At 69.9% G+C, this 11,968-nt stretch carries 13 protein-coding genes and 1 pseudogene; 5 read left to right on the plus strand and 9 right to left on the minus strand.

The annotated features are described in order from the left end of the window. From NZH93_RS51160 to NZH93_RS49270, 4 genes are all read right to left on the minus strand, one after another. Positions 1-684: histidine kinase (locus NZH93_RS51160; protein WP_259630312.1), on the minus strand; the 684-nt coding region annotated here is incomplete at its 3' end. A 296-nt stretch (positions 685-980) separates the two neighbouring features. Continuing rightward, on the minus strand, positions 981-2,144 hold the full coding sequence (locus NZH93_RS49260; RefSeq protein ID WP_259630313.1) for a nitric oxide synthase oxygenase: 1,164 nt from the start codon (positions 2,142-2,144) through the stop codon (positions 981-983). Positions 2,145-2,291: 147 nt separating this feature from the next. After that, positions 2,292-2,945: a tRNA (guanosine(46)-N7)-methyltransferase TrmB gene (gene trmB, locus NZH93_RS49265; RefSeq protein ID WP_259630323.1), complete on the minus strand. Its 654-nt coding sequence runs from the start codon at positions 2,943-2,945 to the stop codon at positions 2,292-2,294. A gap of 104 nt (positions 2,946-3,049) precedes the next feature. Further along, positions 3,050-3,508 carry a hypothetical protein gene (locus tag NZH93_RS49270; protein ID WP_259630314.1) on the minus strand — a complete coding sequence of 153 codons (459 nt, stop codon included), beginning with the start codon at positions 3,506-3,508 and terminating at the stop codon, positions 3,050-3,052. A 426-nt stretch (positions 3,509-3,934) separates the two neighbouring features. Between NZH93_RS49270 and NZH93_RS49275 the strand changes: the two genes are divergently transcribed. After that, a complete protein-coding gene (locus tag NZH93_RS49275; protein ID WP_372507049.1) occupies positions 3,935-5,107 on the plus strand; it encodes a S8 family serine peptidase in 1,173 nt (390 codons plus the stop codon). Here the strand turns inward: NZH93_RS49275 and NZH93_RS49280 are convergent. The 4 genes from NZH93_RS49280 to NZH93_RS49295 form a co-directional block, all read right to left on the minus strand. Next, positions 5,104-6,012: an ATP-binding cassette domain-containing protein gene (locus NZH93_RS49280; protein ID WP_259630316.1), complete on the minus strand. Its 909-nt coding sequence runs from the start codon at positions 6,010-6,012 to the stop codon at positions 5,104-5,106. The two genes, NZH93_RS49275 and NZH93_RS49280, sit on opposite strands and share 4 nt — an antisense overlap. Positions 6,013-6,052: 40 nt before the next feature. Further along, positions 6,053-6,814 carry an ABC transporter permease gene (locus tag NZH93_RS49285; RefSeq protein ID WP_276025470.1) on the minus strand — a complete coding sequence of 254 codons (762 nt, stop codon included), beginning with the start codon at positions 6,812-6,814 and terminating at the stop codon, positions 6,053-6,055. Between the two features lie 180 nt (positions 6,815-6,994). Beyond that, positions 6,995-7,753: a hypothetical protein gene (locus NZH93_RS49290; protein ID WP_259630317.1), complete on the minus strand. Its 759-nt coding sequence runs from the start codon at positions 7,751-7,753 to the stop codon at positions 6,995-6,997. 4 nt (positions 7,754-7,757) lie between these two features. Next, a complete protein-coding gene (locus NZH93_RS49295; RefSeq protein WP_259630318.1) occupies positions 7,758-8,669 on the minus strand; it encodes an ABC transporter ATP-binding protein in 912 nt (303 codons plus the stop codon). 229 nt (positions 8,670-8,898) lie between these two features. Here NZH93_RS49295 and NZH93_RS49300 point away from each other — a divergent pair, with 229 nt between their 5' ends. After that, positions 8,899-9,333, plus strand: a complete 435-nt coding sequence (locus NZH93_RS49300) for a PPOX class F420-dependent oxidoreductase (RefSeq protein ID WP_259630319.1) — start codon at positions 8,899-8,901, stop codon at positions 9,331-9,333. 3 nt (positions 9,334-9,336) lie between these two features. On the opposite strand, the gene NZH93_RS49305 is transcribed toward NZH93_RS49300, so the two are convergent. Further along, positions 9,337-10,140, minus strand: a complete 804-nt coding sequence (locus NZH93_RS49305) for an HAD family hydrolase (protein WP_259630320.1) — start codon at positions 10,138-10,140, stop codon at positions 9,337-9,339. A 53-nt stretch (positions 10,141-10,193) separates the two neighbouring features. Between NZH93_RS49305 and NZH93_RS49310 the strand changes: the two genes are divergently transcribed. From NZH93_RS49310 to NZH93_RS49320, 3 genes and pseudogenes are all read left to right on the plus strand, one after another. Then, entirely contained in the window at positions 10,194-10,766 is a 573-nt protein-coding gene (locus NZH93_RS49310) for a TetR/AcrR family transcriptional regulator (protein WP_259630321.1), read from the plus strand. Further along, entirely contained in the window at positions 10,766-11,680 is a 915-nt protein-coding gene (locus tag NZH93_RS49315) for an SDR family oxidoreductase (RefSeq protein ID WP_259630322.1), read from the plus strand. The genes NZH93_RS49310 and NZH93_RS49315 overlap by 1 nt, the downstream gene beginning before the upstream one ends. An 87-nt stretch (positions 11,681-11,767) precedes the next feature. Beyond that, positions 11,768-11,968, plus strand: a pseudogene (locus NZH93_RS49320) (hypothetical protein); the annotation flags it as partial.

Genomic DNA, 11,968 nt, shown 5'->3' on the forward strand with positions numbered 1-11,968 from the left:
CAGCTCCAGCACCGCCTCCGCGGCCTGCGAGTGCACCACGATGCTCGTCACGTAGTGCGCCACCACGTCGTGCAGCTCACGGGCCAACGCCATCCGCTCGGCGTGCTGCGCCGCCAGCAACTCGGCCTCGACCGACTGCCTGCGCTCCCGGTCGCGCGACCGGAAGTACAGGCCGGTGCCGACCGAGATGATCAGGATCACCGAGCCGCCGATGACGTTCGGCCACAGCTCGGGCCCGTAGGTCCGGGGGCCCTCGCCCCAGTCGACCTGGTAGTCGGGCCGGATCCACGTGGTCGCGGCCGTCGCGGCGATCAGCGCCCCCACGCCCAGCGCCGCCCGCCACCTCGGGGCCTCGCGGACCAGGATCGCGATCAGCGCCATCATCGCGGCGGTCTCGGTGATCAGGAGCTTGCCGACGATCGGCGGGGACGTGCCCACGCCGCCCAGCCTGAGCACCGCGGAGCCGATTACCAGGGTGGCGGCCGCGGTGATCGCGGCGTCGAACGGGCGGCGCGGCGTCAGCACCGCGATCACGCACACCACGACCACGCCGGGGAGCTGCCAGTACCGCGTGCCGGCGTCGACGCTGCTCACCGCTTCGAGCGCCAGCAGGAAGAGCAGGGCACCAGCCAGGGGCCACTGACGTCTGACCATGGTCCGCCAGCTCAGGTTCGTGCTCTCCACGTGCACAACGTAGATCCTGCGGGCTGAGAGCGCGTCCGACTCCGGTCGGGTGTCACATCAGCCGAAAGGCTGACTCCCGGTCACCGGAAAATACCCCGGTGGCCGATGTCGGATGACGTCCTGGACAGCGACTCTGGAGAGGCGGAGTTCGGGGAAACGGAGGACGTCATGTTCACGGTTGTCGCTACTTGGTTCGGTGCGGTTCTCGGTCTGCTGGTTCTCGTCCTGATGGCTCTATCAGGCGTGTTGGTGGACTCGCAGCGCTGAAGGAATCAGCGGGAATTACCGTCGTGTAATTAGGCGGATTCGTCGGAGTGCAGGCCGCTCGAGCGATCCTGGTGGTGCTTCAGGAGTTCTGCCAATCGGCCTGGGGATTGCGGTTGGGTGGTTTCCGCGTCCGTTCCGGAAAATCGTGCGGGCCCACCGGTGCGCGCTCTGCGCGCCGCGCCGGGGTCCAGGCGGAAGGTCGGGCGGTTGCCGGTGTGCCGCTGCCTGCCGCGCAGCCACGACAGCCGGTGCAGCGATTCGGCGTGGTGGTCGGTGATGGTCACCTCCGCGCGGTCGAACGAGTGCAGCACCGCGCGGTTCAGCTCGACGACGGCCCGGTCGCGCCACAGGGTGCGCTCGGAGCTCGTGTCCAGGCCAAGCGCTTGCGCGACGGGTTTGGCCGCGCCGTAGCCGTGCTCGTCGGCGAGGCTGCGGGTGCCGATCTCGGACCCGACGAACCACGAGTTGAACGGTGCGGCGGGGTAGGTGATGCCGCCGATGGACAGGCGCATGTTGCCGATCACCGGCACCGCGTGCCAGCGCAGCCCCAGCCGCGCGAACCACGGCAGGTCGGGGTGCTCGATAGGCACCTCGTGCACCACCTCGGACGGCAGGGTGAACAGCCGCGGGCCCTCGTGCGCGGTTTCCACGACGAGGGGCAGCACGTCGAACCGGCCGCGTTCGGCGGGCGCCCGCCAGCCCATGCCCCGCACGGCGTCGGTGAACGCGGCGTAGCGCGGGTCGCCGAGCCCGTCGGAGTACCCGGCGTACCGGATGAGCTGCTCGTTCCAAATGCAGGGACCGGGGCCGGACGGCGAGTCCGGGGCGAACACGGTGATCAGCGGCCTGATCTCGCCGCCGTTGGTGGCGAGCCGCAGGTGTTCGACGCACTCGCCCGCCACGGCGGCGGCGTTGCGGAACCCGCGCAGGTCGCGGACCTTCAGCCTGCGCCACGGCAGCCCGCTGGTGCACCAGCCGCTGTCCCGCATCGCGATGCGGGCGCCGTAGGACAACTCCTGTGCGGTGTGCCGGTAGGTGCCGGTCGTCGCCACTTCCGCCCGCACGTCCGCGAGCCGGGCGCTGACGGCGCCCGCCTCGGGGTGTGCGACGTGGAACATGCGGAGGAAGCCCTCCGCGGCATCGAGGTCTACTGCCTCGGGGAGCGTTCTTGCTCCGTTGTGGACTGCGGTCACGGTCGGTAACCGTAGTTGGCAGGAGTATTCACTCGTCACTGCCAGACGGGGCACTCCGGGTGATCAACAGTGACCACCCCATCCAGCGATCTAGAAACCCTCAGTGGTGGCACATCGACCACTGAGGGTCGCGACTTGAGTACCCGGTCAGGTGAGCGTGTTCCGCAGGAACATCAGGTCGTGGCTGATCCGGCCCTCTTCGACCGCGCGCTGCTCGAACTTGGTGACGGGCCGCCACTCGGGCCTCGGGGCCCACCCGCCGGGCTCGGCCGCGTGCGGGTTGTCGAGCTTCGACTCGGCCGAGCACACGGCCATCATCTGATCGGCGTAGTTCTCCCAGTCCGTCGCGAGGTGCAGCATCCCGCCGGGCACCAGCCGCGAGGCGAGCAGGGAGACGAAGTCGGGCTGCACCAGTCGGCGCTTGTGGTGCTTCTTCTTCGGCCACGGGTCGGGGAAGAAGATCCGCACCCCGGACAGCGACGCCTCGGGGACGTGCTCGGTGATCAGGTCGACCGCGTCGCCGCGCAGCAGGCGCAGGTTGTCGACCTGGAGCAGTTCGGCGCGCAGGATCAGCATCGCCAGGCCGGGCTTGTAGACCTCCACCGCGACGTAGTTCACGTCCGGGGCGTCCGCCACGAGCTGGGAGGTGGTCTCGCCCATGCCGGAACCGATCTCCAGCAGCACGGGCGCCTCGCGGCCGAACCAGCCGGGGAAGTCCACCGGACCCGCAGGGAGTTCCTTGACGTCCTGGCCGAGGCGCTCCCAGTGGGTGTCCCACGCGCGCTGCTGGCCGACCGTCATCCGCTCGCCGCGCTGGACGAAGCTGACGATGGAACGGTGGTTCGGCGGGGTCTGCTGGCTGGGGGTCACGACCGCACAGCCTACAAACCACGCCGAACCGCACGTCAGGCGATGTTCTCCAGGTCCTCGATCTGCTCGCGCAGATCGGTCGTGGTGAACGCGATGGGCTGCTGGAGCCCAGGCCCGCGGTGCACCGGCAGCAGGTCGACCCAGCCGGGGTGCAGGTCCGTGAACTGCACCGTCGTCGGCTCGGACGGGCCGTACACGCCGCTCTCGGACGGCACGTACTCCCAGTAGCCGACCTCGCCCTCGGACGCCCACGGCACGTACACCCACCCCGGTCGGGCGGACAGCAGTCCGGTCACCTCGTCCTCGACGGCGAAGCCCGCGGCACGGGACGGCAGCTTGCCGCGGTGCAGCGCGCGCAGCCACCACGGCGACGGCGGGTTCTGCGTGACGGTGTGGACCGAGCGGAACAGGGAGAGCACCTGTTCCTCGTCCGCGCGGTGGATCCAGGCGCGCCTGCCGTCGGCGGGGCTCTGGGCCAGGTCGATCGTGTTCATGGCTTCGATGGCGTGCGACCATTCGAGGCCGACCATGGGTTCGACCCGCACACCATGTGCGCGAGGACGAATCAGATCGGTCGTCGGGTATCCGGCAGTCGGGTTGGGATCGAGCACCGTCACGGGTTCACCTCCGCGGAGTTCCTAGACGGGGGGATATCCGATCGCGGACGCGGCCACACCCGGAGGCACCGCAGTGTGCCGGGGCCGCGCGCGATTCGTTACTTTCCATCTGAGCCTGTCCTGAGCCGCTTGTCATGGCGCTGTGCCGGAGTTCACGTGGTGTTAACGGGTGCTGTACCCCTGGTGCCCGGAATGAGGCTTCGGAAACATCGCCGACATGGAATGTTTGTGACCTGGGGCATGCTGTGAAAGTCACCACATTCATGTTTGACTCGCGCGAATGTCGATTCTGGGGGTTCTCGGATGTCCGTGAGGGTCGTCGTTCTGGCGGTGCTCGCCCTGCTGTTCGCCACGCCACCGGTCCACGGGGAGTCGATCGAGGACCAGCAGTGGCACCTCGGAGCGCTCGACGCGTACGAGGCGCACGAGATCAGCCGGGGTGACGGCGTGGTCGTGGCCGTCGTGGACAGCGGTGTGGACGAGACCGTCGCGGACCTCGCGGGCAGGCTGCTGCCCGGCACGGGCTTCGGGTCGGCGGCGGGCAACGGCGGCGTCCGGGACACCGACGGCCACGGCACGTCCATGGCGGTGCTGATCGCGGGTCAGGGGCGCGGCGGCGCGCTCGGGATCGCGCCGGGCGCGAAGATCCTGCCGGTCGCGGCGGGCACGGACGGTGAGAACTTCGCCAGCGGCGCGGTCTCGGAGAGCGTCCGGTGGGCGGTCGACCACGGCGCGGACGTGGTCAACCTGTCGCTCGGCACACCGGTGGAGTCCACTCCGGACCTGAAGGCCGCCGTCGAGTACGCGTTCGCCAAGGACGTCGTGGTCGTCGCGGCCACCGGCAACGACGGGGCGCGGCACATCGGCGCTCCCGCGAACGTCCTCGGCGTCATCGCGGTGTCCGGCACGGTCCAGGACGGCTCGCCGTGGCCGTCGTCCAACACCGGCGCGCTGACCGTGCTGTCCGCACCCGCGCAGGACATCGTCACGGCGTCCCCGCTGTCCGTGTCGGAGAGCGGCTACTCGCAGGTCAGCGGTACGAGCGCGGCGGCGGCGCTGGTCTCCGGGGTGGCCGCGCTGGTGCGGTCGAAGTACCCGGACATGAGCGCGGCGAACGTGGTGAACCGGCTGGTCACGAGCGCGACCGACGTCGCCGAGCCAGGCCGCGACGAGGCCACCGGGTTCGGCGCGGTCGCCCCGCTGGCGGCGCTGACCGCGACCATCCCGCCGGTCAACCAGAACCCGCTGCTGCCCGGCGGGACCGTCGTGCCGCAGGACCCGGCGGCGGCGTCCGCCGACGACCCGGCGGACCCCGCCACCCTGCTGGCGCTCGCGGGTGGAGCGCTGGTGCTCGCGGCGATCGGCGGCCTGGTCGCCTGGCGCCGGGCCCGCGAACGCCGGGGGCCGCGGATCGAGGTCGTGGCGGGCTGGGAACCGCCGCCGCCGTCCGACGACTTCTGGCGGCCGAAGTACTAGGACTCGGCCGCGTGGTACTCCACGGACTCCTTGGTCAACTGCATGAAGGCCGCTTCGAGCGACCCGCGCTGCGGGCTCAGCTCGTGCAGCACGATCCCGTTGGCGGCGGCCAGGTCGCCGATGCTCGCCGGGTCGAGGCCGTGCACCACGAGCGCGCCGTCGACCTCGTCGCTCGTGACGGTCGCCGATCCGGCCAGCAGCTCCCGCAGCTTCACGGCGTGCGGTGACCGCACCCGGACGTTGTCCTCGGTCGCGTCCTTGATGAACTGCTCGGTGCTCGTCTGGGCGATCAGCTTGCCCTTGCCGATCACGATCAGCTCGTGCGCCGTCTGGGCCATCTCGGACAGCAGGTGGCTCGACACCAGCACCGTCCGGCCGTCGGCGGCCAGCCGGTGCATGAACTGCCTGATCCAGACGATGCCCTCGGGGTCCAGCCCGTTGACCGGCTCGTCGAACAGCAGCACCTTCGGGTCGCCGAGCAGCGCGCCCGCGATCCCGAGCCGCTGCGCCATGCCCAGCGAGAAGCCGCCCGCGTTGCGCTTCGCGACCGCGGTCAGCCCGACCATCTCCAGCACCTCGTCGACGCGCTTGTCGGAGATGTGGTTCGACTTGGCCAGCCACCGCAGGTGCGATCGGGCGGACCGGTTGGGGTGCACCCACTTCGCGTCCAGCAGCGCGCCGACCGTCCCGAGCGGGCGCTTGAGCTCCGAGTACCGCTTGCCGTCGATGAGCGCCTGGCCCTTGTTGGGCGTGTCCAGGCCCAGGATCATCCGCATGGTCGTCGACTTGCCCGCGCCGTTCGGCCCGAGGAACCCCGTCACCCGCCCGGCTTCCACCGTGAAGGACAGGTCGTCGACGGCCACCGTGGGGCCGTAGTGCTTGGTGAGTCCCGCCGCTTCGATCATGATCACGCTCCGATCACGTCAGTCGTGCGTTGGAGGAGTTCTACGCGTCCCGTCGTTTGGCCACCACGAGCGCCACCACCAGGAAGCCCACGCAGACCGCGGCGTAGTAGGCCAGCGAGCCCCACGGTCCGAAGGGCTGGTCCGCGCCGCCGCCCTCGCTGATGAACGACTCGTTGCCCGCGGTGAGGAAGTGGTCGGAGTTGCGGCCGATCAGCCAGCGCTGGATCTTCGGTCCGATCGTCGGGATGATCCCGATCAGGTTCTCCAGCAGCATCGTGTAGACCAGCAGGATCGCGACGGCGGCGGCGGTCTGCCGGACGAGGATGCCGACGGCGACGGCGAGCACGGCGGCGAACGCGAACACCAGGCCGGTGCCCGCCACGTTGCGCCACTCCGCCGCGGAGTTGAGGGCCATGTCGGCGTCGGGCTTGATCAGCCTGCCGATGCCCCAGGAGCCGAAGGCGATCACCTCGCCGACGAGGGCCGAGAGCAGGGCGACGACGGTGGTCTTGGCGAGCAGCGGGCGCACCCGGTCCGGCGCGGCGAGGAAGGTCGAGCGGATGGTGCCGAAGCGGTACTCGGTGGTGACGGCCAGCGCGGCCATCACCATGATCACGACCATGCCGAAGTTGGTGAAGCCCTGGGACACGGGCACCGACAGCGGGAACCGCTCGTCGGTATTGGCCGCGATCACGGCCGCCATGCCGATGGTGATCACCATCGCGAGCGCCATGCACCACCACGGTGAGCGGGTGCTGAAGAGCTTGATCCGTTCGACGGCGAGCAGAGTCACCTGGTCCATCCCCCGATCTCGGTGTTCTTGGTCGTAACCGTCGCGCATCCCGCTGGTCCGCGCGAGCCGGGAAACGAAGGAGCCCGGACCACACCCCGAAGGTGGCCCGAGCTCCTTCTCCCCCGTTGCCGACCGCGCGGGCGTCCCCCCTGAGACGTTCCTCGCGGTCGGTTCCGTCCCCCGTTCCCCTTACGCGTCCCGCTTCTTGGCGACAGCGAGTGCCACGACGAGCAGACCGACGCTGATGGCCGCGAAGTAGGCCAGCGAGCCCCATGGTCCGAAGGGGAAGTCGAGTCGCGGCGGGCCTGCTCCCTCGGGGAGCGCGGCGCTGTCCGCGGTCAGGAAGTTGTTGGCGTGCATGAAGGGCATCCACTCCTGGATGTTCACGCCGATCTTCGGGATGAGCCCGATCAGGCTCTCCACCAGCAGTGCGTAGACCAGGAGGATCGCCACGGCGCCCGCGGTCTGGCGGACGAGCGTGCCGACCGCGACGGCCAGCACCGCGGAGAGGGCGAACACCAGGCCGGTGCCCGCGACGTTGCGCCACTCCACGGAGGAGTTGATGGCCATGTCGGCGTTCGGCTTGATCAGCGTGCTGATCCCCCACGAGCCGAAGGCGACGACCTCGCCGATGACACCCGCGAGCACCGCGACGACGACGGTCTTGGCGATCAGGGCCTGGACGCGACCCGGCACCGCGAGGAACGTGGCGCGGATCGTGCCGAAGCGGTACTCGGTGGTGACGGCCAGCGCGGCCATCACCATGATCACGATCATCCCGAAGTTGGAGAACGACTGCGAGACACCCACGCTCAGCGGGAACTCGTCGTTCGTGTTGGCCGCGATCAGCGCGGCCATGCCGACGGTGAGCGTCACGGCGAGCGCCATGCACCACCACGGCGAGCGGGTGCTGAAGAGCTTGATCCGTTCGACGGCGAGCAGAGTCATCAGTTCACTTCCCGATCTCGGCGTGGTACTCGACGGAGTCGCCGGTCAACTGCATGAAGGCCTGTTCGAGCGAACCGCGCTGCGGGCTCAGCTCGTGCAGCACCACGCCGTTGGCCCCGGCGATGTCACCGATCTGGTCACTGGTCGCCCCCACGACCGTGAGCGCGCCGTCGTCGTCGTTGCGGACGGTGTAGCCCTTGTCGACCAGCAGCGGTCCGAGCTTGCTCAGGTGCGGACTGCGCACCAGGACGCTGTTCTCGGTGGCCTTCTCGATGAACTCCGTCGTGCTGCCCTGCGAGATGATCTTGCCCTTGCCGATCACCACCAGGTCCTGCGCGGTGACGGCCATCTCCGACAGCAGGTGGCTGGACACGAGCACCGTGCGGCCCTCTGCCGCCAGGCTCTGCATGAACTGCCTGATCCAGAGGATGCCCTCCGGGTCGAGGCCGTTCACCGGCTCGTCGAACAGCAGCACCTGCGGGTCCCCGAGCAGCGCCCCCGCGATGCCCAGCCGCTGGGACATGCCCAGCGAGAACCCGCCCGCGCGCCGCTTGGCGACGGCGGTCAGCCCGACCATGTCGAGCACCTCGCCCACCCGGCGGTCCGGCAGGCCGTTGGACTTGGCCAGCCACTGGAGGTGCGCCTTGGCCGACCGGTTCGGGTGAACCCACTTGGCGTCCAGCAGCGCGCCGACGGTCCGCAGTGGACGGTCGAGCTGCGCGTAGGACTTGCCGTCGATGAGCGCCTTGCCGCTCGTCGGCCGGTCGAGGCCGAGGATCATCCTCATGGTGGTTGACTTGCCCGCGCCGTTGGGACCGAGGAACCCGGTCACCCTGCCGGGCGCGATGGTGAAGGACAGGTCGTCCACCGCCACCGTCGTCCCGTAGCGCTTGGTGAGGCCGATCGCCTCGATCATGGTGTCTCCCCCTGGCGGCCCTTGCCGTCCACTTGCTCTTCCCCTGTTGACGTCCTGAATGCTGCCGTGCCACGGGGGTCGACCACATCGGTCGGTAGTTGATTCCTGTGTGCGACTTCAGTCTTACTGTCTCCGATACCTCGGTCGTAGCAATCAGTGGTGACCCTGAGTCGCCCCCTGAGACTTTGCTGATTTCTCTCAGGGAACCGGGGCTCTACGGTGTTCGGTCATGGGTTACACGGACGCACCTGAAGGCTGGTGGCGCGAGTTCGTCTCGGCCTCCCCAGCGAAGACCGGCAAGCTGGCGGTGGTCCGCAAGGACGGCTCGCCGCACGTCTCCCCGATCTGGGTGGACCTCGACGGCGGCACGCTGGTCTTCACCACCAACACCGGCTCGATCAAGGGCAGGTCCATCGCCCGCGACGGCCGGGTCTCGATCTGCTTCGACGACGAGGACCCGCCGCACTCGTTCGTCACGATCAGCGGCCGCGCCGAGATCGTCGACGACCGGGAGCAGGTGAAGTACTGGACCGGCAGGATCGGCGGCCGGTACATGGGCGCCGCCCGCGCGGACGAGTTCGCCGAGCGCAACGGCGTGCCGGAGGAGGTCGTCGTCCGCGTCCGCGACATCGAGGTCGTCGCGAAGCTCGACGTCGCGGGCTAGGGCTCAGGCGGGGAAGAACCGGTCCAGCACGTCCGCGGCGCCGTCCTCGAAGATCGTCCCGGTGACGGCGTCCGCGGACTCCTGGACGACCGCTGGCGCCTGGCCCATGGCGACGCCGAGCGCGGCCCACCGCAGCATCTCGACGTCGTTGCTGCCGTCGCCGATCGCCAGCGTGTCGTCCGCCGACACGCCGAGCCGCACGCGCAGGGCCTCCAGTTCGGCCCCCTTGGTCACGCCCGCGGGCCCGGCCGTGAGCCACGCCAGCGTGTGGTCGATGGTCCAGTGCGCGCCGGGCAGTTCGACGTCCACCAGCGCCAGCGCCATCTCCTCCGGGGTGTGCCCGAGCCAGCGGCAGACCAGCCGCGGCGTCGGCTCGGCCACGAACTCCTCCAGGTCGACCTCGCGCAGGTGGCCCCACAGGTCGCCGTCGGGGAAGCGGCCGTGCACGAGGTTGCCGACCCCGGTCAGCTCGGCGCCGTAGACCGCGCCGGGCAGCAGGCCGACGAGCCGGTCCATCGCGGCCCTGGTGTCGAACGTGGAGTGCTTGACCACGGTCTTCGTCGTCGTGTCCCACCAGATCGCGCCGTTGGAGCAGAGCACGGTCGTGTTCCGGAGACCCAGGCTCTCGACGACGGTCCTGGTGCCGGTGAGGGAGCGGCCGGTGGACAGCACCACGTGGGCTCCGTGACCCACCGCCCTGGTGATGGCCGAGCGCACGGCAGGGGCTATTTCGTTCTCACCCATCCGGGCGATCGTGCCGTCGATGTCGAGTGCGATGAGCCGTGGGCGCCAATCGGGTGTGGTCACTGCGTCAAGACTAGTCGGTGGCACCAATTAATGAACCATGGTTCACTAATGGCGTGGCGCGCCCGAAGACGATCACTGACGAACGACTCCTGACCGCCGCGATGGTCCTGATCGGCCGTCGCGGCCCGGAGTTCACGCTGGCCGCCGTCGCAGCGGAGGCCGGGGTCTCCGTCGGCACGGTCGCCCAGCGGTTCGGCTCCAAGAGCGGCCTGCTCCAGGAGGTCAGCCGCCTGTCGACCCGCGTCGCCGTCGAGCGGATGCGGGCCGCGGCGGAGGCCGAGGCCGATCCGGTCGACGGGCTGCGCGCCGCGCTGATCACCCTGTTCGGCGAGATCGCCGACCCCGGCGTCGCGGCGAACAGCCTCGCCCAGCTCGGGGTCGACCTCATCGACCCGAACCTGCGCGCGCTGCTGGTCGAGCACTACCGGGCCGTGGAGGACGAGCTGCACGGGCTCGTCCGGCTCGCCGACCTGCCCGGCGCGCCCGAGCCCGCGCTCGCGGCGCGGGTGCTGGCCGGGCTGATCAACGGGATTTCGATGGACTGGTCGATCCGGCCGCGGGGCGCGCTCGTGGACCGGATCGCCGAGGACGTGGACGCGGTGCTGACGACGTGGAGGAGGACGTGATGGGGAAACCGCTGCTGGACAAGGTGGCCGTGGTGACCGGCGGGACGAGGGGTGCGGGTCGGGCCATCGCCGTGGAGCTGGGGGCGGCGGGCGCGACGGTCTTCGTCGGCGGTCGCACGACCAAGGAGAACCGGTCGCCGATCGGGCGTGCCGAGACCATCGACGAGACGGCGGAACTGGTGACGGCCGCCGGTGGCCGCGGGATCGCGATCCGGTGCGACTTCACCGTCCCCTCGGACGTCGACGCGTTCCGCGACCGCGTCGAGTCCGAAGTGGATGGACGGCTCGACGTCCTGGTCGACGACGTCTGGGGCGGTGAACTGGACGTCGAGTTCGTGCCGTTCTGGGAGGCCGACCTCGACCGGCAGCTCGGCATGTGGCGCAACAGCATGGAGGCGCACTTCGTGGCGCTGCACAGGCTGCTGCCGCTGGTGATCCGGCGTCCCGGCGGGCTGGTGGTCGAGGTGACCGACGGCGACGCCGACTCCCCGTACTCCGGGATGCTCGCGTACGACTCGGTGAAGGCGGCGATCCGGCGGCTCGGGTACGCCCTCGCGAAGGAGCTGGAACCGCACGGCGGCACGGCGGTCGCGGTGACGCCGGGGTTCCTGCGCTCCGAGCAGATGCTGGAGAACTTCGGCGTCACCGAGGAGAACTGGCGGGACGCGGTGGCCAAGGAGCCGCACTACGTCATGTCGGAGACGCCGCACTACCTCGGGCGCGGGGTGGCGGCGCTGGCCGCCGACCCCGACCGGGCCCGGTTCGCGGGTCAGTCGCTGTCCTCCTGGTCGTTGATGCGCACCTACGGCGTCACCGACCTGGACGGCACCAAGCCGGACTGGGGGCGGTGGAATACCGACGTGGTGTCGACTGGGACCGCTCCCACCAGCGTGGACGCGTCGCTCTACCGGTAATCGACCTCCACAGGTTTCGTCCACTGGTCTGAACCAGGCACCTCGGTCGTCCGTAGGCCTGACTACGCGACGAAAGGAAGTGACGGCATGAGCCGACGGATGCCCGAGGTAGCGCGAAAGCGGCGCTGGACGATCGCTGCCGGTCTCCTCGTAGTGGTTGGCGCGGGTGCCGGATCGGCGTTCGCCATGGGTGGCGGAGCTGCCGGTCAAGCCGCCTGCCAGGGCCAGAACCTCACGTTCTCCGCCGAAGGTGGTGCTCCCGGTGTCACGAGCAACCAGTTCAAGGTC

The sequence above is a fragment of the Umezawaea endophytica genome (assembly GCF_025061645.1).
Classification (GTDB): Bacteria; Actinomycetota; Actinomycetes; order Mycobacteriales; family Pseudonocardiaceae; genus Umezawaea; species Umezawaea endophytica.

Bases quoted from the DNA above. Each gene is read 5' to 3' on its own strand.
- NZH93_RS49290 (WP_259630317.1), bottom strand. From the start codon at position 7,753: ATGACTCTGCTCGCCGTCGAACGGATCAAGCTCTTCAGCACCCGCTCG.
- NZH93_RS49270 (WP_259630314.1), bottom strand. From the start codon at position 3,508: ATGAACACGATCGACCTGGCCCAGAGCCCCGCCGACGGCAGGCGCGCC.
- NZH93_RS49300 (WP_259630319.1), top strand. From the start codon at position 8,899: ATGGGTTACACGGACGCACCTGAAGGCTGGTGGCGCGAGTTCGTCTCG.
- NZH93_RS49315 (WP_259630322.1), top strand. From the start codon at position 10,766: ATGGGGAAACCGCTGCTGGACAAGGTGGCCGTGGTGACCGGCGGGACG.
- NZH93_RS49280 (WP_259630316.1), bottom strand. From the start codon at position 6,012: ATGATCGAAGCGGCGGGACTCACCAAGCACTACGGCCCCACGGTGGCC.
- NZH93_RS49275 (WP_372507049.1), top strand. From the start codon at position 3,935: ATGTCCGTGAGGGTCGTCGTTCTGGCGGTGCTCGCCCTGCTGTTCGCC.
- NZH93_RS49295 (WP_259630318.1), bottom strand. From the start codon at position 8,669: ATGATCGAGGCGATCGGCCTCACCAAGCGCTACGGGACGACGGTGGCG.
- trmB (WP_259630323.1), bottom strand. From the start codon at position 2,945: ATGACGGTCGGCCAGCAGCGCGCGTGGGACACCCACTGGGAGCGCCTC.
- NZH93_RS49285 (WP_276025470.1), bottom strand. From the start codon at position 6,814: ATGGACCAGGTGACTCTGCTCGCCGTCGAACGGATCAAGCTCTTCAGC.